Source organism: Pseudomonas lini (assembly GCF_964063345.1).
In the GTDB taxonomy this organism is placed as follows: domain Bacteria; phylum Pseudomonadota; class Gammaproteobacteria; order Pseudomonadales; family Pseudomonadaceae; genus Aquipseudomonas; species Aquipseudomonas lini_B.
Map to the genome: position 1 here is coordinate 3,922,485 of NZ_OZ061318.1, position 24,313 is coordinate 3,946,797.

21 protein-coding genes are annotated in these 24,313 nt (G+C 61.5%); 4 read left to right on the forward strand and 17 right to left on the reverse strand.

Annotation, left to right across the window (positions count from 1 at the left end; all coding sequences use genetic code 11):
- Positions 1 to 3: 3 nt before the first annotated feature.
- The 17 genes from urtE to cbiE all read right to left on the reverse strand — a co-directional run bounded on the left by urtE (position 4) and on the right by cbiE (position 19,668).
- A complete protein-coding gene (gene urtE, locus AB3226_RS17720) occupies positions 4 to 702 on the reverse strand; it encodes an urea ABC transporter ATP-binding subunit UrtE (protein WP_007907370.1) in 699 nt (232 codons plus the stop codon).
- 140 nt (positions 703 to 842) lie between these two features.
- Complete coding sequence (gene urtD, locus AB3226_RS17725) at positions 843 to 1,712, reverse strand: urea ABC transporter ATP-binding protein UrtD (RefSeq protein WP_367373997.1); 870 nt, start codon at positions 1,710 to 1,712, stop codon at positions 843 to 845.
- 10 nt (positions 1,713 to 1,722) lie between these two features.
- Positions 1,723 to 2,802, reverse strand: a complete 1,080-nt coding sequence (urtC, locus tag AB3226_RS17730) for an urea ABC transporter permease subunit UrtC (RefSeq protein WP_367373998.1) — start codon at positions 2,800 to 2,802, stop codon at positions 1,723 to 1,725.
- Positions 2,802 to 4,304 carry an urea ABC transporter permease subunit UrtB gene (gene urtB, locus AB3226_RS17735; protein ID WP_367373999.1) on the reverse strand — a complete coding sequence of 501 codons (1,503 nt, stop codon included), beginning with the start codon at positions 4,302 to 4,304 and terminating at the stop codon, positions 2,802 to 2,804. Before urtB ends, urtC begins: the two co-directional genes overlap by 1 nt.
- Before the next feature lie 161 nt (positions 4,305 to 4,465).
- On the reverse strand, positions 4,466 to 5,731 hold the full coding sequence (urtA, locus tag AB3226_RS17740; protein WP_030128277.1) for an urea ABC transporter substrate-binding protein: 1,266 nt from the start codon (positions 5,729 to 5,731) through the stop codon (positions 4,466 to 4,468).
- Positions 5,732 to 7,102: 1,371 nt separating this feature from the next.
- Positions 7,103 to 7,474, reverse strand: coding sequence for a DUF6124 family protein (locus tag AB3226_RS17745; protein WP_367374000.1), 372 nt, complete (start codon positions 7,472 to 7,474; stop codon positions 7,103 to 7,105).
- 527 nt (positions 7,475 to 8,001) lie between these two features.
- On the reverse strand, positions 8,002 to 9,012 hold the full coding sequence (locus tag AB3226_RS17750) for a FecCD family ABC transporter permease (protein ID WP_367374001.1): 1,011 nt from the start codon (positions 9,010 to 9,012) through the stop codon (positions 8,002 to 8,004).
- Entirely contained in the window at positions 9,009 to 9,956 is a 948-nt protein-coding gene (locus AB3226_RS17755) for an ABC transporter substrate-binding protein (RefSeq protein ID WP_367374002.1), read from the reverse strand. Before AB3226_RS17755 ends, AB3226_RS17750 begins: the two co-directional genes overlap by 4 nt.
- On the reverse strand, positions 9,953 to 10,741 hold the full coding sequence (locus AB3226_RS17760; RefSeq protein WP_367374003.1) for an ABC transporter ATP-binding protein: 789 nt from the start codon (positions 10,739 to 10,741) through the stop codon (positions 9,953 to 9,955). The genes AB3226_RS17755 and AB3226_RS17760 overlap by 4 nt, the downstream gene beginning before the upstream one ends.
- 213 nt (positions 10,742 to 10,954) lie before the next feature.
- Positions 10,955 to 12,334: a PepSY-associated TM helix domain-containing protein gene (locus AB3226_RS17765; protein WP_367374004.1), complete on the reverse strand. Its 1,380-nt coding sequence runs from the start codon at positions 12,332 to 12,334 to the stop codon at positions 10,955 to 10,957.
- Positions 12,335 to 12,458: 124 nt separating this feature from the next.
- Positions 12,459 to 14,576 (reverse strand): TonB-dependent copper receptor, encoded by a 2,118-nt coding sequence (locus tag AB3226_RS17770; protein WP_367374005.1) that lies wholly within the window; start codon positions 14,574 to 14,576, stop codon positions 12,459 to 12,461.
- A 223-nt stretch (positions 14,577 to 14,799) separates the two neighbouring features.
- On the reverse strand, positions 14,800 to 15,231 hold the full coding sequence (locus AB3226_RS17775; protein WP_367374006.1) for a DUF2946 domain-containing protein: 432 nt from the start codon (positions 15,229 to 15,231) through the stop codon (positions 14,800 to 14,802).
- A gap of 21 nt (positions 15,232 to 15,252) precedes the next feature.
- The gene (locus AB3226_RS17780; RefSeq protein ID WP_367374007.1) at positions 15,253 to 15,732 is read right to left on the reverse strand and encodes a copper chaperone PCu(A)C; all 480 of its coding nucleotides are present in this window, start codon (positions 15,730 to 15,732) and stop codon (positions 15,253 to 15,255) included.
- Between the two features lie 48 nt (positions 15,733 to 15,780).
- Positions 15,781 to 16,179 carry a DUF2946 domain-containing protein gene (locus tag AB3226_RS17785; protein ID WP_367374008.1) on the reverse strand — a complete coding sequence of 133 codons (399 nt, stop codon included), beginning with the start codon at positions 16,177 to 16,179 and terminating at the stop codon, positions 15,781 to 15,783.
- A gap of 271 nt (positions 16,180 to 16,450) precedes the next feature.
- Positions 16,451 to 17,185: a cobalt-precorrin-6A reductase gene (locus AB3226_RS17790; protein WP_367374009.1), complete on the reverse strand. Its 735-nt coding sequence runs from the start codon at positions 17,183 to 17,185 to the stop codon at positions 16,451 to 16,453.
- 181 nt (positions 17,186 to 17,366) lie between these two features.
- Positions 17,367 to 18,464: a cobalt-precorrin-5B (C(1))-methyltransferase gene (locus AB3226_RS17795; protein WP_367374010.1), complete on the reverse strand. Its 1,098-nt coding sequence runs from the start codon at positions 18,462 to 18,464 to the stop codon at positions 17,367 to 17,369.
- On the reverse strand, positions 18,457 to 19,668 hold the full coding sequence (cbiE, locus tag AB3226_RS17800; protein ID WP_367374011.1) for a precorrin-6y C5,15-methyltransferase (decarboxylating) subunit CbiE: 1,212 nt from the start codon (positions 19,666 to 19,668) through the stop codon (positions 18,457 to 18,459). Before cbiE ends, AB3226_RS17795 begins: the two co-directional genes overlap by 8 nt.
- A gap of 144 nt (positions 19,669 to 19,812) precedes the next feature.
- On the opposite strand from cbiE, the gene cobG reads away from it, so the two are divergent.
- From cobG to cobJ, 4 genes are read left to right on the forward strand one after another with little or no spacing between them, the layout of a single operon-like run.
- Positions 19,813 to 21,135 carry a precorrin-3B synthase gene (cobG, locus tag AB3226_RS17805; protein ID WP_367374012.1) on the forward strand — a complete coding sequence of 441 codons (1,323 nt, stop codon included), beginning with the start codon at positions 19,813 to 19,815 and terminating at the stop codon, positions 21,133 to 21,135.
- On the forward strand, positions 21,128 to 21,754 hold the full coding sequence (locus AB3226_RS17810; protein ID WP_367374013.1) for a precorrin-8X methylmutase: 627 nt from the start codon (positions 21,128 to 21,130) through the stop codon (positions 21,752 to 21,754). Before cobG ends, AB3226_RS17810 begins: the two co-directional genes overlap by 8 nt.
- Complete coding sequence (locus tag AB3226_RS17815; RefSeq protein ID WP_367375811.1) at positions 21,754 to 22,485, forward strand: precorrin-2 C(20)-methyltransferase; 732 nt, start codon at positions 21,754 to 21,756, stop codon at positions 22,483 to 22,485. The genes AB3226_RS17810 and AB3226_RS17815 overlap by 1 nt, the downstream gene beginning before the upstream one ends.
- Positions 22,485 to 24,188: a precorrin-3B C(17)-methyltransferase gene (gene cobJ / locus AB3226_RS17820; protein ID WP_367374014.1), complete on the forward strand. Its 1,704-nt coding sequence runs from the start codon at positions 22,485 to 22,487 to the stop codon at positions 24,186 to 24,188. Before AB3226_RS17815 ends, cobJ begins: the two co-directional genes overlap by 1 nt.
- The last annotated feature ends 125 nt before the right edge of the window (positions 24,189 to 24,313 follow it).

Genomic DNA, 24,313 nt, shown 5'->3' on the forward strand with positions numbered 1-24,313 from the left:
AGGTTAGATCGTAACCAGTCCACGGACGCCTTCGGCTTCCATATTTTCGCCGCGACCCTGCTGCACGATCTCGCCCCGGGACATCACCAGGTACTGATCGGCCAGTTCGGCGGCGAAATCGTAGAACTGCTCCACCAGCAAAATCGCCATGTCGCCGCGCGCAGCAAGCTGCTTGATCACCGCGCCGATTTCCTTGATCACCGACGGCTGAATGCCTTCGGTGGGTTCGTCGAGAATCAGCAACCGTGGACGACTGGCCAGTGCTCTGCCAATCGCCAGCTGCTGTTGCTGACCACCGGACAAGTCACCGCCGCGCCGTTGTTTCATTTGCAGCAGCACCGGGAACAGCTCGTAGATGAACGCCGGGACTTCCTTGGCTTCAGAGCCGGGAAACCGCGACAGGCCCATCAGCAGATTTTCTTCCACGGTCAGGCGGCCGAAGATTTCCCGGCCCTGAGGCACGTAAGCGATGCCGGCATGCACCCGTTGGTGCGGCTTGAATGTGGTGATCGGTTTGCCCTCCCAGTTCACCGCGCCTTCCTTGGCCGGCAGCAAACCCATCAGGCATTTGAGCAGGGTGGTCTTGCCCACGCCGTTGCGCCCGAGCAGGCAAGTAACTTCGCCGACCTTCACCTCAAACGTCAGGCCCCGCAGGATGTGGCTACCGCCGTAGTACTGATGCAGCTTGTCGACTTGCAGCATGTTCAAATTCCCTTCTGTTCCACACAGAACCCTGTGGGAGCTGGCTTGCCTGCGATGGCGGTGTGTCAGTCCGCAAAGATGTTGGATGTGCAGGCCTCATCGCGGGCAAGCCCGCTCCCACAGGTTTTGTATTTGCAGGTCTACCGACCGAGGTAGACCTCGATCACCCGCTCATTGTCCTGCACCTGTTCCAGCGACCCTTCGGCCAGCACGCTGCCCTGGTGCAACACGGTGACGTGGTCGGCGATCGAGCCGACGAAGCCCATGTCGTGTTCCACCACCATCAGCGAATGCTTGCCTGCCAGGCTCTTGAACAGCTCGGCGGTGAATTCGGTTTCGGCGTCGGTCATGCCCGCCACCGGCTCATCGAGCAGCAACAATTGCGGGTCCTGCATTAGCAGCATGCCGATTTCCAGAAACTGTTTCTGACCGTGGGACAACAACCCCGCCGGACGATTGACCGAGGCGGTCAGGCGAATGGTTTCCAGCACTTCGCTGATGCGATCTTTCTGCTCGCCGCTGAGACGAGCCCGCAGGCTGGCCCATACCGACTTGTCGGTCTTCTGCGCCAACTCCAGGTTTTCGAACACGCTCAGGGCTTCGAACACCGTTGGCTTCTGGAATTTGCGACCGATACCGGCCTGAGCAATCTGCACTTCACTCATCTGCGTCAGATCGAGAGTTTCACCGAACCAAGCCTTGCCGTGACTGGGCCGGGTCTTGCCGGTAATCACGTCCATCAGCGTGGTCTTGCCCGCGCCGTTGGGGCCGATGATGCAGCGCAATTCGCCAACGCCGATGTACAGGTTCAAATCGTTCAGCGCCTTGAAACCATCGAAGCTGACGTTGATGTCTTCCAGGGTCAGGATGGTGCCGTGGCGAGTGTTCAGGCCTTTGCCGGCGCTCTGGCCGAGGCCGATGGCATCGCGGCTGCTGCCGGCGTCCTTGTTGGGCTCCACCGGAAAAAAGGCCGGTTCGAGCATGAATTCAGCCGTTGCAGTGGTTCTCATTTTACAAGCCTCATTGTTCACCCCTTTTCTTCAGCAACCCGATCACGCCTTTGGGCAGGTACAACGTCACGACGATGAACAGCGCGCCGAGGAAGAACAGCCAGTATTCCGGAAACGCCACGGTGAACCAGCTCTTCATGCCATTGACCACACCAGCGCCGAGCAGCGGACCGATCAGCGTGCCGCGACCACCCAGCGCCACCCACACGGCGGCTTCGATGGAGTTGGTCGGTGACATTTCACTCGGGTTGATAATGCCGACTTGCGGCACATACAGCGCGCCGGCCAAACCACACAACACCGCGCTCAACACCCAGACAAACAATTTGAAGCCGCGTGGATCGTAGCCGCAGAACATCAAGCGGTTTTCCGCATCCCGCAGGGCGGTCAGCACCCGGCCGAACTTGCTTTGCGCCAGCCGCCAGCCGATGAACAGGCTCGCCACCAGCAACAGCACCGTGGCGAAAAACAACACTGCACGCGTCCCCGGTTCAGTGATGCCAAACCCGAGAATGGTGCGGAAGTTGGTAAAGCCGTTGTTGCCGCCAAACCCGGTTTCGTTGCGGAAAAACAGCAGCATTCCGGCGAAGGTCAGGGCCTGGGTCATGATCGAGAAATACACGCCCTTGATCCGCGAACGGAAGGCGAAGAAACCGAACACCAGCGCGAGCAGGCCCGGCGCCAACACCACCAGACACATGGCCCAGAGAAAGCTGCTGGTGCCGGTCCAGTACCACGGCAACTCGGTCCACGACAGGAACGTCATGAACGCCGGCAAGCCGTCACCCGAAGCCTGGCGCATCAGGTACATGCCCATCGCATAACCGCCGAGGGCGAAGAACAGACCGTGGCCCAACGACAACAGGCCGGCGTAACCCCAGACCAGATCGAGGGCCAGGGCGACGATGGCGTAGCAAAGTATTTTGCCCATCAGGGTCAATGTATAAGCGGAGACATGCAGTGCGCTGTCGGCAGGCAACAACGACAACAACGGCAACGCCAGCAGCAAAACGAGGATCACCGCACCGACGGCGATCGTGACCTTGGGGCCGGCCTTTTGTGTGGCTGTGAGCAGCAGAGGCTGGTTCATCAGTCGATCACCCGTCCTTTCAGTGCGAAGAGGCCTTGCGGACGTTTCTGGATGAACAGAATGATCAGCGCAAGGATCAGGATTTTGCCCAGCACCGCACCGATCTGCGGTTCGAGAATTTTGTTGGCGATCCCCAGCCCGAAGGCGGCCAGCACGCTACCGGCCAATTGACCGACACCGCCGAGTACCACCACCAGGAACGAGTCGATGATGTAGCTCTGGCCGAGGTCCGGGCCGACGTTGCCGATCTGGCTGAGCGCCACACCGCCGAGGCCAGCAATGCCGGAGCCGAGGCCGAAGGCGAGCATGTCGACGCGCCCGGTCGGCACGCCGCAGCAGGCGGCCATGTTGCGGTTCTGGGTGACGGCGCGCACGTTGAGGCCCAGGCGAGTCTTGTTCAGCAGCAGCCAGGTCAACACCACCACAAACAAGGCGAACGCGATGATCACGATGCGGTTGTACGGCAGCACCAGGTTCGGCAGCACCTGAATCCCGCCCGACAACCATGCCGGGTTGGCCACTTCAACGTTCTGCGCGCCGAACACCAGGCGCACCAACTGAATCAGCATCAGGCTGATGCCCCACGTCGCCAGCAGGGTTTCCAACGGGCGACCGTAGAGATGACGAATCACCGTGCGCTCCAGCGCCATGCCGATGGCGGCGGTGACGAAAAACGCTACCGGCAAAGCAATCAGCGGGTAGAACTCGATGGCTTGCGGGGCGAAGTGCTGGAACATCAACTGCACCACATACGTCGAGTAAGCGCCGAGCATCAGCATCTCGCCGTGGGCCATGTTGATCACGCCGAGCAGGCCGAATGTGATTGCAAGACCCAGCGCCGCCAGCAGCAGAATTGAACCAAGGGACATGCCACTAAAGGCCTGGCCGAGCATTTCGCCGATCAGCAATTTGCGTTTGACTTGGGCCAGGCTGGTTTCGGCGGCGGTGCGCACATTGGCATCGGCTTCGATGCCGGCCTCAAGCAAACCTTCGAGGCGGGTGCGGGCCAGTGGGTCGCCGGTTTCACCGAGCAGACGCACCGCGGCGAGGCGTACGGCCGGGTCGGTGTCGACCAGTTGCAGGTTGGCCAGTGCCAGGCTCAGGGCGGCGTGAACGGTTTCGTCTTTTTCTGCAGCGAGTTGCTGGTCGAGGAATTTCAGTTGCGCGGGTTTTGCGCTTTTCTGTAATTGCTGCGCGGCGACCAAACGGATTTTGGCGTCGGCGGCGAGCAATTGGTGGCTGGCCAAAGCGGTGTCGATCAGACCTCGCAGGCGGTTGTTCAGGCGCAGGGTTTTCGGTTGGCCATCGAGGGTCAACTCGCCTTGTTGCAGGGCGTTGATCAGTTCGATACGGGCCGGATCGGGCTGCGCGGCCCAGGCTTCCAGAAGTTTTGCTTGTTGCACGGGATTGGCTGCGACGAAGTCTTCGGCGTCGCCGGCGTGGGTGGCCATCGGCAGCAAAAGTGCGATGGCGAAAATGAGTCGGTAAAGGGCGGTGGGCATAGAAAGTCGCCTTGCGCGGACATTGTGGGAGCTGGCTTGCCTGCGATGCAGACGACTCGGTGTGTCTGATGCACCGAGGTGATGCCATCGCAGGCAAGCCAGCTCCCACAGGGATTTGTGTCGGCCTCGGGTTTGGTGCCCGAGGTCGACACCCAGTGGCTTTAGTTGCTCTTCACCGCATAGTCCGGCTTCTTGTCGTTACCCGAGATAAACGGGCTCCACGGCTGGGCGCGGATCGGCCCTTCGGTCTGCCACACCACGTTGAACTGACCGTCGGCCTGAATCTCGCCGATCATCACCGGCTTGTGCAGGTGGTGGTTGGTCTTGTCCATGGTCAGCGTGTAACCGGACGGCGCGGCGAAGGTCTGGCCAGCCAAGGCTTCGCGGACTTTGTTGACGTCGGTGGACTTGGCTTTCTCCGCCGCTTGCGCCCACATATGGATGCCGACGTAAGTGGCTTCCATCGGGTCGTTGGTCACTGCTTTGTCAGCGCCCGGCAGGTTGTGTTTCTTGGCGTAGGCCTTCCAGTCGGCGACGAATTTCTTGTTCTGCGGGTTCTCGACCGACTCGAAGTAGTTCCACGCCGCGAGGTTGCCCACCAACGGTTTGGTGTCGATGCCGCGCAGTTCTTCTTCACCCACGGAGAACGCCACGACCGGAACGTCGGTGGCTTTCAGGCCCTGGTTGGCCAGCTCTTTATAAAACGGCACGTTGGAGTCGCCGTTGACCGTGGAGATGACCGCAGTCTTGCCACCGGCGGAGAATTTTTTGATGTTGGCCACGATGGTTTGATAGTCGCTGTGGCCGAACGGGGTGTAGACCTCTTCGATGTCCTTGTCCGCCACACCTTTGGAGTGCAGGAACGAGCGCAGAATCTTGTTAGTGGTGCGCGGGTAGACGTAGTCGGTGCCGAGCAGGAAGTAGCGCTTGGCGCTGCCGCCTTCTTCGCTCATCAGGTATTCCACCGCCGGAATCGCCTGCTGGTTGGGCGCCGCGCCGGTGTAGAACACGTTCGGCGACATCTCTTCGCCTTCGTACTGCACCGGGTAGAACAGCAGGCCGTTGAGCTCTTCGAACACCGGCAGCACCGATTTACGCGACACCGAGGTCCAGCAACCGAACACCACCGCCACCTTGTCCTGAGTCAGTAACTGGCGGCCCTTTTCGGCGAACAGCGGCCAGTTCGACGCCGGGTCAACCACCACCGGTTCCAGCATCTTGCCGTTCACGCCGCCCTTGGCGTTGATTTCGTCGATGGTCATCAACGCCATGTCTTTGAGCGAGGTTTCGGAGATCGCCATGGTGCCGGACAACGAATGCAGAATACCGACCTTGATGGTCTCGGCGGCCTGGACCGTCCAGGCCATGCCCATCGCGGCAATGCTTGCCGATAGTGTGAAAGCCTTGATCAAACTGCGACGCTTCATTGTGCGATCTCCATGAACGTTAAAGTTTTTTATGGTTGGCAGATGCGGACGACTGAAGGGTCTTTAGCAAGGGCTGTGCCCGGTCGGGGAAGGGCAAGGAAATGTCGTATTAGAGCGGTTGTCCGGGTTTGGCGACGCACCATGAAGGGCCGCGTTTGGCGCACTGGTGCGAAGAGGTGCGCCAGATTGGGGCGCAGATGCTGCCTCGCTCCTGTAGGAGCGAAGCTTGCTCGCGAAGACGGTGGGTCAGTCACGGTGATGTTGAATGTGCCGCCGCCATCGCAGGCAAGCCAGCTCCCACAGGAGGAGCGGGCATATACAAAATCTGTGTACGACACAAATCCTGTGGGAGCGGGCTTGCCCGCGATAACGGTGGGTCAGTCACAAGGATATTGGATGTGCCGCCGTCATCGCGGGCAAGCCCGCTCCCACAGGAGGAGCGGGCATATACAAAATCTGTGTACGACACAAAACCTGTGGGAGCGGGCTTGCCCGCGATAGCGGTGGGTCAGTCACGGTGATGTTGAATGTGCCGCCGCCATCGCAGGCAAGCCAGCTCCCACAGGAGGAGCGGGCATATACAAAATCTGTGTACGACACAAAACCTGTGGGAGCGGGCTTGCCCGCGATAGCGGTGGGTCAGTCACGGTGATGTTGAATGTGCCGCCGCCATCGCAGGCAAGCCAGCTCCCACAGGAGGAGCGGGCATATACAAAATCTGTGTACGACACAAAACCTGTGGGAGCGGGCTTGCCCGCGATAGCGGTGGGTCAGTCACGGTGATGTTGAATGTGCCGCCGCCATCGCAGGCAAGCCAGCTCCCACAGGAGGAGCGGGCATATACAAAATCTGTGTACGACACAAAACCTGTGGGAGCGGGCTTGCCCGCGATAGCGGTGGGTCAGTCACGGTGATGTTGAATGTGCCGCCGCCATCGCAGGCAAGCCAGCTCCCACAGGAGGAGCGGGCATATACAAAATCTGTGTACGACACAAAACCTGTGGGAGCGGGCTTGCCCGCGATAGCGGTGGGTCAGTCACGGTGATGTTGAATGTGCCGCCGCCATCGCAGGCAAGCCAGCTCCCACAGGAGGAGCGGGCATATACAAAATCTGTGTACGACACAAATCCTGTGGGAGCGGGCTTGCCCGCGATAACGGTGGGTCAGTCACGGTGATGTTGAATGTGCCGCCGCCATCGCAGGCAAGCCAGCTCCCACAGGAGGAGCGGGCATATACAAAATCTGTGTACGACACAAATCCTGTGGGAGCGGGCTTGCCCGCGATAACGGTGGGTCAGTCACAAGGATATTGGATGTGCCGCCGTCATCGCGGGCAAGCCCGCTCCCACAGTATTGCGGTGTATCTGGGAGCTACGCCGGGTCGACGTTATCCAGCGCCCGGTTCACCGCCAGCTCCGCCAGCATGATGCTCTGTTGAATCGCCAGCGCCGTGTAGCGCTGTGGGCCGATCAGATCGTTGGCGAAATCGCTGGCCAGGACACTTGCCGTCGCCAACGATTCGTAGGCGTGGGCCAGGAGGCTTTCGGTATCCATATTCGGGGCGACGATGAACATGGTGCTGGGGCGGCGGGTTTTTTCGGTGTATTGCACCGGGGGATCGAGGTAGTAGTCGAGGGCGCGTTTTATGGCTTCGCGGTCTTTGAGTAATTCTTCGGTGCGCGAGGCTTCGGCGGTGGGCGTGGTGGTATTGAAGGGTGGATCGGGAACTATCTTCTTGCTCATCGGGTGTTGTCTCTCAATTGGAGCCATCCTTTGTCGTTTCTCACGCGACGAAGGGGTGGCAGCTATGTGCGGAGTGAGAAACCGGTCAACACCCAAACCCGGCCGGACCGAAGTCCGCCCGCACACAGCCGCCATAGTGCATTGCGGGCAGCGGATAAGCCGGCGGCAATTATGGTGGTACTGATGTTGGATTAATAGTGTTAACCGGGTTCTCACACCCGATCGCTGAGTATTCAGCGACAGCCCAAGACTAGAGGGCCCGCGTCCGACGAACAACCTGAAAAAAGCGTGGGAAAGTTCCCTGTTTTGACACATCCGTTAAACACTCAAAAGCGGAACGCGGAGCGTCCCTGGCGGCATTCCCACGCGGGAGCGTGGGAACGATCAATCCCCAAATTTGTGTACGACACAAATCCTGTGGGAGCGGGCTTGCCCGCGATAGCGGTGGGTCAGTCACAGAGATGTTGAATATGCTGCCGTCATCGCAGGCAAGCCAGCTCCCACAGGTGCAGTGGTTCTTTTGGACATTAGCGGCGGCGCATCAAGCCGATGAAGAATAGGCCGCCGATCGCCGCAGTGGCGACGCCGATGGGTAAGTCTTCCGGGGCAATCAGGGTGCGTGCGGCCACATCGACCCAGACGAGGAACAGGCTGCCGAGCAGGACGCACACCGGCAGCAGTCGCCGGTGTTCAGCCCCAACCAACCGCCGCGCAATGTGCGGCACCATCAGCCCGACAAAGCCGATAGACCCGCTGATCGACACCAACACCCCAGTCATCAACGACGCAATCAAAAACACCCGCAGCCGCACGGTGCGAGCATTCAAGCCGAGGGTCACAGCAGTCTGCTCACCCGCCATCAACGCATTCAACGGCCGGGCCATCCCCAGCAACAGCACCAACCCAAGCAACACGCTCGCGGCTGGCACCGCGAGCAATTCCCAGCGTGCCAACCCGAGCCCGCCAAGCATCCAGAACATCACCGCAGAACTGGCGCGATGATCCCCAAGAAACAACAGCAGATTGGCGATCGCCATCATCACGAACGACACCGCCACACCGCACAACAGCAGCCGATCACTGTCCAGCCGCCCATGACGGTTGGCGATCACCAGCACGATCAACATGCTCAACAACGCGCCGATAAACGCCGCGATCGGCAAGGTCAGCAACCCGACAATCTCACCAACATGCAGCACCACAATCACCGCGCCGAGGGTCGCTCCGGAGGTCACACCGAGCAGGTGCGGATCAGCCAGTGGATTGCGCGTCACCGCTTGCAGCACCGCGCCGATCAACGCCAGACCGGCGCCCACCAGCGCACCGAGCAACATGCGCGGCACGCGGATCAGCCAGACGATGTGTTCCTGCCCGGCAGTCCAGTCCGCAGCACCGAAACCAAAAATCTTGTGCAGCAATATTCGCCACACCACCTCCACCGGCACCCGCGCGGGGCCGAAGCCCAGCGACACCACGCACGACACCAGCAACAACGCGCCGAGGGCAATCAGCAACAAGGCATAGCGACGATCGATCATTCGCCGTGGAAACCCTTGGCCAGGGTTTCGACCGCCAGCACGTTGTCGATCCCGGGCGTGGCCTGCACGTACGGAATGACGATGAAGCGCTGGTTCTTGATCGCATCCACCGATTGCAGAGCCTGATTGTTCAGCAGGAATTGCTCCTTCTGCTCGGCGGTAACTTCGCCGTAATCGACGATCACGATTACCTGCGGATTGCGCTCGACCACGTTCTCCCAGTTCACCCGCGTCCAGCTCGCCTCGACGTCGTCGAGAATGTTGCGCCCACCAGCGGCGTCGATCAGCGCTTGAGGCATACCGAGTCGCCCGGAAGTCATGGCCCGGTCCTCACCGCTGTCGTAGAGAAATACACGTGGCTTGTCCGTCGGCAGATCCTTGCGGATGTCGGCGACTTGCGCCTGCATCTCGGCGATCACGGCACTGGCGCGGTCCTGCACGTCGAAGATTTTCCCGAGGTTGCGCAAGTCGTTGTAAGTGTCTTCCAGGCTGGCCGGCGGGCGCTTCATGACGAAGGCGCAGGACTCGGTAAGTTCGTAGACGTTGATGCCCAGCGGTTGCAGGGTTTGCGGCGTGAGATCGCCGCCGACGCGCATGCCGTAGTCCCAACCGGCGAAGAAGAAATCGACGTTGGCGTTGAGCAGGGTTTCCACCGACGGGTACTTGGCTGCGAGTTCTGGCAAGCCATCGAGGATGGTCTGCATCTCGGGCGTCACCGACTTCCAGCCTGTGACGCCGCTATACCCCGCCATCCTTGGTTTGAGGCCGAGGGCGAGCATCATCTGGGTCATGTTGATGTCATGGCTGACCGCGTGTTTCGGCGCTGCCTTGAAGGTGACTTCGCGGTTGCAGCTCTGGACTGTCAGCGGGTAATGGGTGGCCTCGGCCAATGCTTGGGCACTGCCCAGCAACAGCGCGAGGCAAAGCAGGGAACGCAAAGTCATGGTTGGGTTATCCAGGTGATTCGTGGGTAGCCGTGCAAGGGGTGGTCATCGATCAGGGCGTCGACGCCGAACACGTTGTGCAGCAGTTGTGTGGTCAGAACTTCTTTGGGTGGGCCGCTGGCAACGATGCGACCGTGATTGATCACGTACAGCCGATCGCAGAAGGCTGCCGCCAGATTGAGGTCGTGGATGCTCGCCAGTGTGCCGATCTGCAGACGCTTGACCAGTTGCAACAGCTCCAGCTGATAGCGCGGGTCGAGGTGATTGGTCGGTTCGTCGAGGATCAGCAATTGCGGTTGTTGAGCCAGGGCGCGGGCGAGGATCACGCGCTGTTTTTCACCGCCGGAAAGGGTGGCGAAGGCGTGGTCTTCGAAGCCCTTGAGGCCGACTGATTCGAGGGCGTGGGTCGCGAGTCTGCGGTCCTCAAGGGTGTCGCCATCAAACAGGCCTTTGTGCGGCGTGCGGCCCATGGCGACCACTTCCTCGACGGTCAGGCCGAAGGCATCGGGGAATTCCTGCAACACCACGGCGATGCGTTGCGCGCACCAGCGTGAGGATTGCTTCCAGACGTTGTGGTGATCGAGTTTGACCTCACCGTGTTCCGGTTTGCTGAAGCGATAGGCGCAACGCAACAGGCTGGTTTTGCCGCTGCCGTTGGGGCCGATCAACCCGACGAACTCACCGGCAGCCACGTGCAGCGATGCGTCACGCAGCTGGAACTGGTGATGGCAATGGCCGTGGCCCAGGGGTGTCCAGGCGAGGTTCGTGAGGTTCAGCGAGGTCATGCATTTGCTCTGAGGTATTGGGTGATGCTGATGACGCCATCGCGGGCAAGCCCGCTCCCACAGGGATCGCGCAAATCCTGTGGGAGCGGGCTTGCCCGCGATGGGGCATTTGAATCAGAACCCCATATTTGGGTTATACAGTAACACTAAAAACAGCCGTGAGATAAGCGCTGGAAGTCTACAGGCCTTTCTAACCCGCGCATCTCGCCTGTTTCATGATGAAGCTGAAGTGGATTCAGTTTGCCGGCCAAAGCGCGACAGCAGCACCCGATCCAGTACCCACACGACCACCAGCGAAGCCCCCACCAACGGAAACATCACCGCCAGCCCGAAGATGATGACCATCGCGGTTTTCCATTTCGGCAGGTCGTGACGCAACGGCGGTACACCAAATTTGCCCTGTGGCCGGCGCTTCCACCAGATCACCACGCCGCTGACGGCGCTGAGCAAAATCATCAGACAGATCAGCAGCACAATGATCTGATTGAACGGGCCGAACATCTTGCCTTCGTGCAGCATCACGCCGACTTCCGTAGCCCGGGCGACGTTGCTGTAATGCTGCCAGCGCACGTCGGCGAGGACGTCGCCGGTGTACTGGTCGACATGCAAGGTGGCGTCGTTGCGCGGGTCGTCGGCGAACACCGCGATGGTGAACACGCCGGTGGCCGTGGTGGGGAAAGTGATGCTGTAGCCGGGCTCGACCTTGCGTTGCACGGCGATGTTTTGCACGTCTTGCAGGCTGATGGTCGGCGCTGCCGGACCGGCTTGCGTGCTGGCGTGGGCCATGTGTTCGGCGTGGTCGCCGGACATCGGCATCGGCGTGTTTTCCATGGCCCACGGCACGGTCTGGCGCGTGGCGCTGTTGAGGCTGCGGGCCTCGACGTCGGACTTCGGCACGTCATTCCACATGGCTACCGGGAAGCGGTTCCAGAGGTCGGCGTATTGCTTGCCCCAGAACCCGGTCCAGGTCATGCCGCTGAGCAGCATCACCAGCAGCAATGCCGCGCCCCAGAACCCGGTCACCGCGTGCAGGTCACGCCAGAGCACTCGGCCACGACTGTTCAAGCGTGGCCAGAGAATCCCGGCGGACTGGCCGCGCGGCCACCATAAAAATACTCCGGAAACCACCAGCACGACGCCCCAACCGGCGGCCAGTTCCACCAGTCGATCACCGACGGTGCCGATCATCAACTCGCCGTGAATCGAGCGCGCGACTGCTTGCAGATTCTTCTTCGCGTCTTGCTCGCCAAGGATGTCGCCGTGGTACGGATCGATGAACACGTTCAGTTCATGACCTTCATCGATCACCACAAATTGCGCGCTGCGTTCAGCGTTGACCGGCGGCAGGTACTGTTTGATCCGGCCGTTTGGATACGCTTCTTTCACCCGTTTGAGCAGGTCGTCGGCGGAGACTTTGTGATGAGCAGCAGGGACGTTCAGCAGGCTGCCGTACATCAACGGATCGAGTTGCGGTTTGAACAGGTAGATGATGCCGGTCAGCGCCAGCATCACCATGAATGGCGCGACGAACAGGCCGGCATAGAAATGCCAGCGCCAGGCCAGGTTGTAGAAATTCGGTTTGGGCTGTTGCATTTGTGTACTCCGCTAGGCGTAGTTCTTTATTGTTTAGTGCGGTTGCTGCGCAACCGATCGCGGGCAAGCCCGCTCCCACAGGTTCAACGTCGCCCATGTGGGAGCGGGCTTGCCCGCGATGCTTTTAGAAACTCATATCCACCTTGGTCCAGAGCGTGCGCCCCGGTTCGTTGATGGCTTGCGGATCATTGGCCGGGAAGCCGAAACCGGCGTTACCCGCCAGGTTCAAGTGTTCGGCGTAGGCCTTGCCGAACAAATTGTCGACGCCACTGCTGACCTTCCAGTTCTTGTTGATCCGGTACGCGCCGTTGAGCGAGAACACGCCAAAACCCGAGCTCGTGTCGAAGTCTTTGCCGACCACGTTGCCCTTGTTCTGGTCGATGCGGTTCTGCGCCGCAACCACCCGCCACAAGGCGCCGGCGCTCCAGTTGTCTTCGCTGTAGGTCAGGCCGAAACGTGCATCCAGCGGCGGCATCTGCGGCAGGGCACTGCCGTCGCTGCTGTTCTTGCCCCACGCGTAGGCCAGGGTCGCGTCGGCCTTCCAGTTAGCCGTCAGCTTGTAGGCCGCACCGAGTTCGCCGCCCATGATTCGCGCGTCGATGTTCTCGGCTTGCGAGGTCATGCCCATCATCCCCGGCGTGTAGTTGAACAGGATGTAGTCACGCACCTGCCCGACGTAACCCGAGGCCCAGGCTTCGAAGTCTTCGGTCTTGTATTGCAGGCCGAAGTCGAGCTGGGTGGTTTTTTCCGGCTTGATCGAGTCGAAGGCATTCACCGAACCGGCGGGGCCGGACTTGGGCGAAAATAGCTCCCAGTAATCCGGGAAACGCTGGGAGTGACCGAGGCCCGCATACAACGTGGTCGGGCTGTCGGCCAGGTCATGCTCGTAACGGGCGAAACCGCTGGGCAAAGTGTCGGCGCGGGTGTCGTCGGCCGTCGGATTCGGGCGGGTCATCATCCCGGAGCCGAGGGTCTGCCGATAATCCTTGGCCGACGCGCGATCCAGTCGCGCACCGGTGATCAGCCGATCACGGTCGGCTGCGTACCAGGTCAGTTCGCTGAACACGCCATAGTTGTGGAAGTCGGCGTCCTTGTTGCGCGGCACATCCTTGTAAGCGTCGACGCCCATGGCGCTGCGTTGGCGGTGTTCGTTGGTTTGCGCATCCAGGCCACTGATCAGTTGCACATCGGCCCAGCGCCAGGTGGCTTTGATTCGCGCGCCGAGGGTTCGGCGGTCGACGTTGGAGGCCATGGGGCCGGCCATCATCCCGGTGCCGGACGGCGTGCGCAGGGTGTAGTTGTCCATCACGTGGTCGGCGTAGTTGTAGTAGACCTGCGCCTCGACCTTATCCAGCACTTCACCGATGTTCGACTGCTCGAAGCGCAGGCCCAGGCTTTCGCGCAAGAACTGCGAACCGTCCATGCCGCGCCCGGCGTAACGGGCTTCGCCATCGCCCTTGCCGGCGGTCAGTTCCAGCAGCGTGTCGGCGCTCGGGGTCCAGCCGACAGCGACGTCGCCGTTCCACTTGTCATAGCGCGAGGGCACGGTGTCGTTGTTGCCGTCCTTGTAGTCGTCGGAATGCGCGGTGTTGCCAATCACGCGCACGTAACCCAGCGGCCCACCGGCAGCGGCGTCCACTACTTTGTCGAAGCGCCCGTTGGAACCGGCCAGTACGCTGGCGTTCACCCGGGTGCCGAGTTCGCCGAAGCTCTCCGGCTCACGGTCGAACAGGACGGTGCCGGACGATGCCCCGGGGCCCCAGAGCACGGTTTGCGGGCCTTTGATAACGGTGAGTTTGTCGTAGGTTTCCGGTGAAATGTACGAAGTCGGCGCGTCCATGCGGCCGGGGCAGGCGCCGAGCATCATGCTGCCGTTGGTGAGGATATTAAGGCGCGAGCCGAACATGCCGCGCAGCACCGGATCGCCATTGGTGCCGCCGTTGCGCACCAGCGCGAAGCCGGGGATGGTTTTCAGATAATCGCCGCCGTCGCTGGCCGGCACCGGTTGGCGCGGGTCCTTGGGGTTGGTGGCGATGGTCAGCGGCGAACTCGGTGCGATGGCGGTGATCACCGTCGGGCTCAGCTCTTCGGTGTGGTCGGCGTGTTCATCGGCCAGCACCATCGGTGTCAGCAACAAGCCGCAAAGAACGGCGGTGGCGTGCCTGAAACGAACGCGAGATTCGTTCAGGGCAAAAGAAGCCTGGGCAGCGCCCAAACGTGTGTCAGCGGAAAACCTGGACATGACAATTTCCATCGAACAGTCGTAAACGACACGGCCGGCAGCCTGCGCAATCTCTGTGGGATCGGTTTTTTGTGGCGAGGGAGCTTGCTCCCGCTTGAGTGCGCAGCACTCACAAAGGGGCCGCTACGCAGCCCGGCGCGAGCAAGCTCGCTCGCCACAAAAAGCTCGTTCCCACAGGTTGCTTTGGCTGTCTTCTAAACCGTGTGAGATCAAAGGGGCGTGTTTACGAATCGATAGGCGGGGCACGGGTGCGGGCACCGGGGAAGAAGGTTTGCCGGGCGTGACCCAGGCGGGTAGCGGGAGTGCTGAAAGTGGTTGTCTGTGGACTGTCGAAAGCGACGAAGGATTGACCGCCAGTGAGCGCTGGGCAATTGAACAGCAGGCTGCAATAGCCGCATTTTTCCCAGAGTGCGTGGTGGTCGGCTTTGGGCGGACAGTGCTCGGCGGCGGGTTGCGTGCCATGCTCCATGGCCGACATGTCCATCGACATGGTCATGCTCAAGGACATGGAGGCGCGTTGATCCATCGGCATCGACTGAGAAATCAGCGGACCGATAAAGATCATCAGCATGGCGAACAGGCTGATCCAGCTGCCGCGCGTCAGGCTCATTGGCTGACGACGGTGCACGGATGACTTGGTGCCAAGCGGGCGCATGGGCGTTTTCAACGTGGGCGATTACTGGGCGTGCATGTGCTCTTGCATGCCTTCAGGCGCTTTTTTCTGCACCGCGACATCGACTGTCACATCGCCGGATTTTTCGAAGTGCATCGTCAGCGGGAAGCGTTTGCCATCGCCCAACAGGCTGCGGTCTTTCAGCTCAAGCAGCATCACGTGATACGCCATCGGGGCGAAAGTGGCTTCACCGCCAGCCGGAATCTCGACGCTGGGCACTTGCTGCATTTTCATCAGATCGTTTTGCTTCACGTGCTCGTGCAACTCGGCAACGCCTGCGATCGGCGAGTCGACGCTCAGCAGTCGGTCGGCGGTTTTGCCGTTGTTGTGAATCACGAAATACGCCGCGACGGTGGGCGCGTTGGGCGGTAACTCTTGCGACCACGGATGGGCGATCTCAAGCTCGCCAGCCTTGTATTCGTGAGCATTGGCAAAACAGGCAGGCAGCAGCAATACAGCCAGAACGATGAGTTTGTTCAACATGGCAGTTCTCCAGAACGATTCAAAACGCAGGTCAATTGCGAGAAGGAATCACACCAGAGGGGACGCGCGGGGGTTGAGACTCGGCCATTGCTGGCGCGGTGTAGGGCTGTCGAGCGTGGCAGGTGGCAGGCTTCGATTGGCCTCGAAACGCGCAAAATACAATTGCGGAGCATGCCCCGGTAGCGCCACTAACGGTGCGGAACCCGAGCAGCACCAGCAATGCTGCATGTTGGAATGATCGTCGCTCTGCGGAGCTTTCTGCTCGATATCGCCCAGGGAAATCGCCACCAGCTTGGTGCCGTTGGAAGAGCAGAAACTGCCCCACAACAATTGCTCTGCAGGCGATTTCGCCGTCTGCGCAATCGCTCCGGACATCGGCATGGCGAGCATGTTGAACAGCACTGCAAAGCAGGCGATCCAGGCAAATGCGAGCCGTTGTCGGGACATGAGGGCAGATCCGGTTGAGTGAGCAATCAGGCGCGGCTATTTAGCCTGATCAGGGGCGATAAGTAAAAAGGCCGCGTGCGGTGTGGTGTCGCAGCAGACTTTCAAACGAGTGTAGCGGTATCGATTGGAAATGCCGGATGAGTTGAGGCTACTCCACAATCCTGTGGCGAGGGAGCTTGCTCCCGTTGGACTGCGCAGCAGTCCCCTTCTTTTTTGAGATAGGGAGGGCGCTTCGCGGCCCAACGGGAGCAAGCTCCCTCGCCACAATTATTTACGCGTCCGTTAGATTTCGCTTCGCCAGTTCTGCCAGCACCTCATCCACCGCCCCAAACTCCCGCTCAACCCCCGGCAACACCGGCCGCTTCAACACCAGCACCGGCACTCCAAGCTCCCGTGCCACTTCAAGTTTCGGCTCGGTGGCGGTGCTGCCGCTGTTTTTGCTGATCAGCACATCGATCTGCCGACGCTCGAACAGCTCGCGTTCATCCTCGATCAGAAACGGCCCACGCACGCCGATCACTTCGCAGCGCTCATTCCCGGGATAAACATCCAACGCACGCAATGTCCAGAATTGCTCCGGCGGGATTTCGTGCAGGTGCTGCAGCGGTTCGCGGCCGAGGGTGAACAGCGGTCGGCGGAAGGGTTTCAGTGCTTCGATCAGTTCGGCCCAGTCGCTGACTTCGCGCCAGTCATCCCCGGCTTGTGGTTGCCAGGCCGGGCGACGCAGGGCCCAGCACGCAATGCCGCTCAACTTCGCGGCGGTGGCGGCGTTCTGGCTGATTTGCGCTGCGTAGGGATGGGTCGCATCCAGCAGCAGGTCGATGCCTTCGTCCCGAATGAACTGTGCCAGACCTTCAGCGCCGCCATAGCCGCCAACCCGAACCTGGCAGTTCAGATCCGTCGGTACGCGACCGATACCGGCCAAGCTATAGATGTGTTCCGGCCCCAGGGTGCGGGCGATGGCCAATGCTTCAGTCACGCCGCCGAGTAGCAACACGCGTTTCATTGAAAAGCTCCCGGTCAGTTAAGAGAAAGGTACGGCGAACCTATAACCCGTGGCGAGCGAGCTTGCTCGCGCTGGGCTGCATAGCGGCCCCAAAATTTTTGCAGCAATACCCATTTTGTGAGTGCTGCGCACTCAAGCGGGAGCAAGCTCCCTCGCCACAGCTAATCACTCGCCTGGAGATTTACGTTAATTCGCCCGCATGGCCGACAATTCCGCCTTGGCGATCGATGGCGAACACTTCGACCTGAACCTGCGCCGGCACCACGCTGCGAGCAAAGTCCAGAGCGTGCTGACACACCGCGTCGCCGAGTGCGATCCCGGCAGCGCTGGCCATGGCCAACGCCTGCTGGCTGGTATTGGCGTCGCGGATCGCCTGTTGCAACGCCTCATCGGCGCCGACCGCCGCGGCCCATTCGGCCAGTTGCGGCAGGTCGATGCTTGAATGCCGACTGTGCAAATCCATGTGCCCGGCCGCCAGTTTGCTGATCTTGCCGAAGCCGCCGCACAGGCTGAGTTTATCCACAGGCACTTTGCGCAAATGTTTGAGCACCGCGCCGACGAAGTCGCCCATTTCGATCAGAGCGATTTCCGGCAAGTCGTAGACTCGGCGCATGGTGTCTTCGCTGGCATTGCCAGTGCACGCGGCGATGTGCAGGTAACCGTTGGTTTTGGCGACGTCGATGCCTTGATGGATCGAGGCGATGTAGGCCGCGCAGGAGAATGGCCGGACGATGCCGCTGGTGCCGAGGATCGACAAGCCGCCGAGAATCCCCAGTCGCGGGTTCATGGTTTTCAGCGCCAGGGCTTCGCCGTCCTCGACGTTTACCGTGACCTCGAAGCCGCCCGGGTAATCAAGCTCTTCGGCCAGCAGCGTCAGGTGCTCGCTGATCATCTTGCGTGGCACCGGGTTGATTGCCGGTTCGCCGACGTTCAGCACCAGCCCGGGCCGGGTGACGGTGCCCACGCCGCGGCCGGCGCTGAAGCGAATGCCCGGCTCGCTGTGCAGGCGCACTTGGGAAAAGAGCAGGGCACCGTGGGTCACGTCCGGGTCGTCGCCGGCGTCTTTGATCGTTCCGGCTTCGGCGCCGTCGTTCATCAACCGACAAAATTCCAGACGCATCTGCACCCGTTTGCCTTTGGGCAGAATAATCTCGACGGCGTCCGCTTCGACGCCACTGAGCAGCAGGCGTGCCGCCGCGAGGCTGGTGGCGGTGGCGCAGCTGCCGGTGGTCAGGCCGCTGCGCAGCGGTGCGGGTTGTTCGGCGGTTTCGTCACGCATCGAGGGGTTTCGTCACGTCCAGCAAGGTAATCGGCAGCGCCTGACGCCAGGTGTCGAACTCGCCCAACGGTTGCGCCTGAGCGACATGAATGCGGGTCAGTTCACCGCCATGCCGTTCGCGCCAGGCCATCAGGGTCACTTCGCTTTGCAGGGTGACGGCGTTGGCCACCAGTCGACCGCCGGGTTTGAGTTGCGCCCAGCAAGCATCGAGCACGCCTTCGCGGGTGACACCGCCACCGATGAAAATCGCGTCCGGGCGTTCGAGTCCGATCAGGGCTTGTGGCGCACAGCCGCGAATCAATTGCAGCCCGGGGACGCCCAAGGCATCGCGGTTGTGTTCGATCAACAACTGCCGCCCTTCATCAGCTTCGATGGCCAGCGCCCGGCAGCTCGGGTAAGCACGCATCCACTCAATGCCGATGGAACCACTGCCAGCGCCGACGTCCCACAGCAGTTCGCCGGGTGTCGGTGCAAGGCGGGCGAGGGTGATGGCGCGCACATCGCGTTTGGTCAGTTGGCCGTCGTGCTGGAAGGCTGAGTCTGGCAACCCGGCGAGGCGCGACAGGCGAGGTGTGTTCGGTTCGGCGATGCATTCGATGGCGATCAGGTTCAGGTCGGCGATCTCCGGCTCGCTCCAGTCGTTGGCGATACTCTCGATGCGTCGTTCGGCTTCGCCGCCCAGATGTTCCAGCACGGTGAGGCGACTCGGCCCGAAACCGCGCTCGCGCAGCAACGCCGCGATGGCCGCCGGACTCTGGCCGTCGTTGCTCAACACCAGCAAGCGCACACCACTGAACACATGGGCGTTGAGCGCGGCGACGGGGCGGGCGACTACTGAAAGCGTCACCACGTCCTGCAACGGCCAGCCCAAGCGGGCGGCCGCCAATGACACGGAAGACGGGGCGGGCAGGATCAGCATTTCCGCGCCAGGCAGTTGCCGCGAAAGGCTGGCGCCGACGCCATAGAACATCGGGTCGCCGCTGGCCAACACACAAACCGGCTCGCCACGCAGTGCCAGCAATGGTTCAAGGGAAAACGGACTTGGCCATAATTGCCGCTCGCCGCGAATGCACACCGGCAACAAATCCAGTTGTCGCTGACCGCCAATGATCCGCGAAGCGCCCAGCAGGGCGCGACGGGCATTCTTGCCCAGGCCCTTGAAGCCGTCTTCACCGATACCTACTACTGTCAGCCAGGGTGACATCTGCCGTCCTCAAAAAAAGTCCACAAACGGACTGTTCCGACGGGCAGGCTTTTCATGCCGTCGGACAAAGCAGGCATAATACCGCGCCTTCGCCCGCGAAGCGCCTTTCCCACATAGCCGGTCGCCCCTTTGAACGAACGCCCGATGTCCACCGCCTTACGCCCCTCGGCCTGCCCGGGGTTGCTGCGTATTGTCCCGGCACTGGATGGCGGCATTTGTCGGATCAAATTGAACGGTGGCTCAATCAGCGCCACCCAGGCTGAAGCGGTGGCCAGTGCGGCCGAGCGGTTTGCCGGGGGCGTGATCGAGGCGACCAACCGCGCCAACCTGCAGATTCGCGGGATTGGCAGCGAGCAGACGGCCTTGATCGAGAGCCTGCTCGCCGCAGGATTGGGCCCGCGTACCGCGGCGGGCGACGATGTACGCAACCTGATGCTCAGCCCGAGCGCCGGGATCGACCGGCAAATGTTGCTCGATACGCGACCGTTGGCCGAACAGATCCTCACCAGCCTGCAAAGCCATGAGCGTTTTCACCAGTTGAGCGCCAAATTTGCCGTGCAACTCGATGGCGGCGAAGGCCTGGCGATGCTCGAACATCCTCACGACCTGTGGTTGAGCGCCGTTGAGCAAGAGGGCGAGTGCGTGCTGGCCTTCGGTCTGGCGGGTTGCCCGACGCAGACTCCGTTGGGCGCGGTGCGACTGGAAAACGGCCATGCATTGGTAATTGCGGTGCTTGAGTTGTTCCTCGATCTGGCGCGTCCCGACCAGACACGCATGCGTCATCTGCTGGTCGAATACCCGGTGGCCGGGTTTGTCGCTCAAGTGGCCGAACGTGTGCCGCTACTGTCCATCGTGAGCGGGTCGCGCGTTACGAACTCGAACGTTCTGCACTCGAGCGTTCTACACATAGGCGCTCATCCTCAGCGTGAATCCGGCCGTGTCTATGTCGGTGCGACACCGCCTCTGGGCCGACTCGATCCCGCCATGCTGCGGGGCGCAGCACAACTGGCCCGCGAACGAGGTGATGGCAGCCTGCGTTTCACCCCTTGGCAAAGCCTGCTGTTGCCAGATGTCCACGAAGACGACGCCGCTCAAGTTATCCACAGCCTGGAAAATTTGCGCCTGCGCTGTTCGGCAGACGACGCCTTGGCGCATCTGATCGCCTGCACCGGTTCGGCGGGTTGCGGCAAAGGCCTGTCCGACACAAAGGGCGATGCCCTGCAATTGGCGGCGTTGCTGCAACGTCACGGCCAAGTCTTTGATGTGCACCTGTCTGGCTGCGCGCGTTCCTGCGCGGCGGCACACATCACGCCAGCGACTTTGCTGGCCGTCTCACCCGGTCACTACGACCTCTATTTTCGCGATGCAGCACAGCCGGGTTTCGGCGCGCTGCACGCACGCAACCTTACTATTGAAGCGGTCGCGGCCTTGCTCGACGCCCGCTCACGGAGCGCCCTTGATGCTTGATTACATCCGCGACGGTCAGGAGATCTATCGCAACTCCTTCGCGATCATTCGCGCCGAGGCCAACCTTGCGCGTATTCCGACCGATCTGGAGAAACTCGCGGTGCGGGTGATCCACGCCTGCGGCATGGTCGAGGCCATCGACGGGCTGCAATTTTCCGAAGGCGCCGGCAAGGCCGGGCGCGATGCGCTGGCGGCCGGTGCGCCGATTCTGTGCGACGCGCGGATGGTCAGCGAAGGCGTGACCCGCGCGCGTTTGCCGGCCAACAACCCAGTGATTTGCACCCTGCGCGACGACAGCGTTCCGGAACTCGCCCGCGAGTTGGGCAACACCCGTTCCGCTGCCGCGCTGGAACTGTGGCGTCCGCACCTGGAAGGCAGTGTGGTGGTGATCGGCAATGCACCGACCGCGCTGTTTTATCTGCTGGAAATGCTCGACGCCGGCGCACCGAAACCGGCGCTGATCCTCGGCTTCCCGGTGGGCTTCGTCGGCGCCGCCGAATCCAAGGCGATGCTCGCGGCGGACAGCCGTGGCGTGCCTTTCGTCATCATGCAAGGCCGGTTGGGCGGTAGTGCCATGGCCGCCGCCGCCGTCAATGCCCTCGCCACGGAGATCGAATGATGCAGCAACCTGGACGTTTGATTGGCCTGGGCGTCGGCCCCGGTGATCCGGAACTGATTACCGTCAAAGCCTTGCGCCTGCTGCGCGAATCGCCGGTGGTGGCGTACTTCGTCGCCAAGGGCAAGAAAGGCAATGCGTTCGGCATCATCGAAGCGCACCTGCAGGACGCGCAAACCCTGCTGCCGCTGGTCTATCCGGTGACCACCGAAGCGCTGCCGGCGCCGTTGTCGTACGAACAAGTGATCAGCGATTTCTACGATGCCGCTGGCGAACAACTCGCCGTGCATCTGGACGCTGGCCGTGACGTGGCGGTGATCTGCGAAGGCGATCCGTTCTTCTACGGCTCTTACATGTACCTGCACGATCGTCTGGCCGAACGCTATGAAGCCGAAGTCGTGCCGGGCGTCTGCTCGATGCTCGGCGGAGCGTCGGTACTCGGCGCGCCGCTGGTGTATCGCAATCAGAGCCTGTCGGTGTTGTCGGGTGTGCTGCCGCACGAAGACCTCAAGCGGCGACTGGCCGATGCCGATGCCGCGGTGATCATGAAACTGGGGCGCAACTTTCCCAAGGTCCGTCAGGTGCTCGAAGAACTCGGTCTGGCGGAGCGTGCGCTGTACGTCGAGCGCGCGACCATGGCCAATCAGAAAATCGTGCCGCTGGATCAGGTCGAACCGATGTCCTCGCCGTATTTCTCGCTGATCATCGTTCCCGGTGAAAGGTGGCAAGGCTGATGGCCCATACCGCTCCGGCGATTGTCATTCTCGGCAATGGCAGCCTCGCGACTGCACGCAAGATTGCGCAGGTGTATCCGGGCGCACTGATCCATGGATTGGCCGAACGGGTCGCAGGCGCGGACCGTGTTTATCACGAGTTCGGCGCGACCCTGCGCGAACTCTATCAACAGGACACACCGATCATCGCGCTGTGCGCCGCCGGGATTGTGATCCGCACTCTGGCGCCATTGCTGCTGGAAAAAGGTGCTGAGCCACCGGTGCTGGCCGTGGCCGAAGACGGCAGCGCGGTGGTGCCGCTGCTCGGCGGTCTCGGCGGGGTGAACGTCATGGCACGGGAGATTGCCGCTGGCCTCGACGTTGCTGCGGCGATCACCACCAGCGGTGAATTGCGTTTCGGCACCTGCCTGCTCAATCCACCCGGCGGCTATGCCTTGGGCGATCTGGAGCTGGGCAAGCGCTTCGTCTCGGACTTGCTGGCCGGTGAACACGTGCGCATCGAAGGCGCTGCGCCCTGGTTGGCGCAAGCCCAATTGCCAGAAGACCCTCAGGCGCATTTGTCGATCCATGTCGGCAGCGCCGAACGGACGCCGGCCGCCAATGAGCTGTTGATCTACCCGCGCAGTGTCTTGCTGGCGGTCAGCGCCAGTGTGGCGGATTTGCCCCAGGCGATTCGCGCGGCGCTGCGTCAGGCGCGAGTCGCCGTTCAATCGCTGGCGTGCTTGCTGGCTCCAGTCACGGAAATGGCCAACCCGACGTTGCGCGAAGCGGCGCTTGAGCTGGGTGTGCCGCTACGTTTTGCATCGGCTGCCAGCGATGCCAACGAGCTGGCTCGTACGGCTGTTCCCAGCGTTACGATTATCCCGATCGACGCGAATCTGGCGCTGGCGATCGCTGAACAACCGCTGGACATCGCACAGATCGGCCGCCCTCGCGGTCGACTGGCCGTAATCGGCCTGGGCCCGGGTGCTGCCGAATTGATGGTACCTGCGGTGAAGGCCGAACTGACCAGAGCCACGGATGTGCTTGGCTATGAAACCTATGTGCGCATGGCCGGCCCGTTTCGGCCGGATCAAGTGTTGCATTGCACCGACAACCGCGAAGAGATGCAGCGTGCCCGTCACGCCTTCGAACTGGCGGTCCAAGGGCGGTCGGTAATTGTGGTTTCATCCGGTGACCCCGGCGTGTTCGCCATGGCCGCTGCTGTGCTGGAAGCCTTGCATGAGTCGGGTGAGCCGGCCTGGCACAGTGTCGATCTGGAGATTCTGCCGGGGGTTTCCGCTTCCCTCGCGACCGCCGCTCAGGCCGGTGCGCCGTTGGGGCATGACTTCTGCGTGATGTCGCTGTCGGACAATCTCAAGCCGTGGTCGATCATTGAAAAGCGTCTGGACCTGGCCGCCGAAGCCGATCTGGCGTTGGCCTTCTATAACCCGATTTCACGTTCTCGGCCTTGGCAGTTAGGCCGTGCTCTGGAAATCGTCGCACAGCACCGTACGCCGCAAACCCCGGTGGTTTTGGGCCGTGATATCGGTCGGCCCGGCCAGACACTGCGGGTCACCACGCTCGGTGCGCTCACGCCGGAGCAAGTGGACATGCGCACCATGGTGCTGATCGGCTCGTCCACCACATGCGCGTTCCCCCGCGCCGAAGGTGGTGAATGGGTCTACACGCCGCGCTGGTATGGCACCAAGCCTGCCTCCTGAACCACAGCGGCCCTGTCGGGGCCGCATTAAAGTCCCTGCCCTTTGGCTGCCTGCCCTTTAACTTCGATTGTTTCGACGATTGAGGCGTCATCTATTTCAACAGTTGTTGTCGGATTTATTACTCT

Excerpts from the sequence above, each read along its gene's own strand:
- urtE (WP_007907370.1), bottom strand. The coding sequence starts at position 702 with ATGCTGCAAGTCGACAAGCTGCATCAGTACTACGGCGGTAGCCACATC.
- urtD (WP_367373997.1), bottom strand. The coding sequence starts at position 1,712 with ATGAGAACCACTGCAACGGCTGAATTCATGCTCGAACCGGCCTTTTTT.
- urtC (WP_367373998.1), bottom strand. The coding sequence starts at position 2,802 with ATGAACCAGCCTCTGCTGCTCACAGCCACACAAAAGGCCGGCCCCAAG.
- urtB (WP_367373999.1), bottom strand. The coding sequence starts at position 4,304 with ATGCCCACCGCCCTTTACCGACTCATTTTCGCCATCGCACTTTTGCTG.
- urtA (WP_030128277.1), bottom strand. The coding sequence starts at position 5,731 with ATGAAGCGTCGCAGTTTGATCAAGGCTTTCACACTATCGGCAAGCATT.
- AB3226_RS17745 (WP_367374000.1), bottom strand. The coding sequence starts at position 7,474 with ATGAGCAAGAAGATAGTTCCCGATCCACCCTTCAATACCACCACGCCC.
- AB3226_RS17750 (WP_367374001.1), bottom strand. The coding sequence starts at position 9,012 with ATGATCGATCGTCGCTATGCCTTGTTGCTGATTGCCCTCGGCGCGTTG.
- AB3226_RS17755 (WP_367374002.1), bottom strand. The coding sequence starts at position 9,956 with ATGACTTTGCGTTCCCTGCTTTGCCTCGCGCTGTTGCTGGGCAGTGCC.
- AB3226_RS17760 (WP_367374003.1), bottom strand. The coding sequence starts at position 10,741 with ATGACCTCGCTGAACCTCACGAACCTCGCCTGGACACCCCTGGGCCAC.
- AB3226_RS17765 (WP_367374004.1), bottom strand. The coding sequence starts at position 12,334 with ATGCAACAGCCCAAACCGAATTTCTACAACCTGGCCTGGCGCTGGCAT.
- AB3226_RS17770 (WP_367374005.1), bottom strand. The coding sequence starts at position 14,576 with ATGTCCAGGTTTTCCGCTGACACACGTTTGGGCGCTGCCCAGGCTTCT.
- AB3226_RS17775 (WP_367374006.1), bottom strand. The coding sequence starts at position 15,231 with ATGCGCCCGCTTGGCACCAAGTCATCCGTGCACCGTCGTCAGCCAATG.
- AB3226_RS17780 (WP_367374007.1), bottom strand. The coding sequence starts at position 15,732 with ATGTTGAACAAACTCATCGTTCTGGCTGTATTGCTGCTGCCTGCCTGT.
- AB3226_RS17785 (WP_367374008.1), bottom strand. The coding sequence starts at position 16,179 with ATGTCCCGACAACGGCTCGCATTTGCCTGGATCGCCTGCTTTGCAGTG.
- AB3226_RS17790 (WP_367374009.1), bottom strand. The coding sequence starts at position 17,185 with ATGAAACGCGTGTTGCTACTCGGCGGCGTGACTGAAGCATTGGCCATC.
- AB3226_RS17795 (WP_367374010.1), bottom strand. The coding sequence starts at position 18,464 with ATGCGTGACGAAACCGCCGAACAACCCGCACCGCTGCGCAGCGGCCTG.
- cbiE (WP_367374011.1), bottom strand. The coding sequence starts at position 19,668 with ATGTCACCCTGGCTGACAGTAGTAGGTATCGGTGAAGACGGCTTCAAG.
- cobG (WP_367374012.1), top strand. The coding sequence starts at position 19,813 with ATGTCCACCGCCTTACGCCCCTCGGCCTGCCCGGGGTTGCTGCGTATT.
- AB3226_RS17810 (WP_367374013.1), top strand. The coding sequence starts at position 21,128 with ATGCTTGATTACATCCGCGACGGTCAGGAGATCTATCGCAACTCCTTC.
- AB3226_RS17815 (WP_367375811.1), top strand. The coding sequence starts at position 21,754 with ATGCAGCAACCTGGACGTTTGATTGGCCTGGGCGTCGGCCCCGGTGAT.
- cobJ (WP_367374014.1), top strand. The coding sequence starts at position 22,485 with ATGGCCCATACCGCTCCGGCGATTGTCATTCTCGGCAATGGCAGCCTC.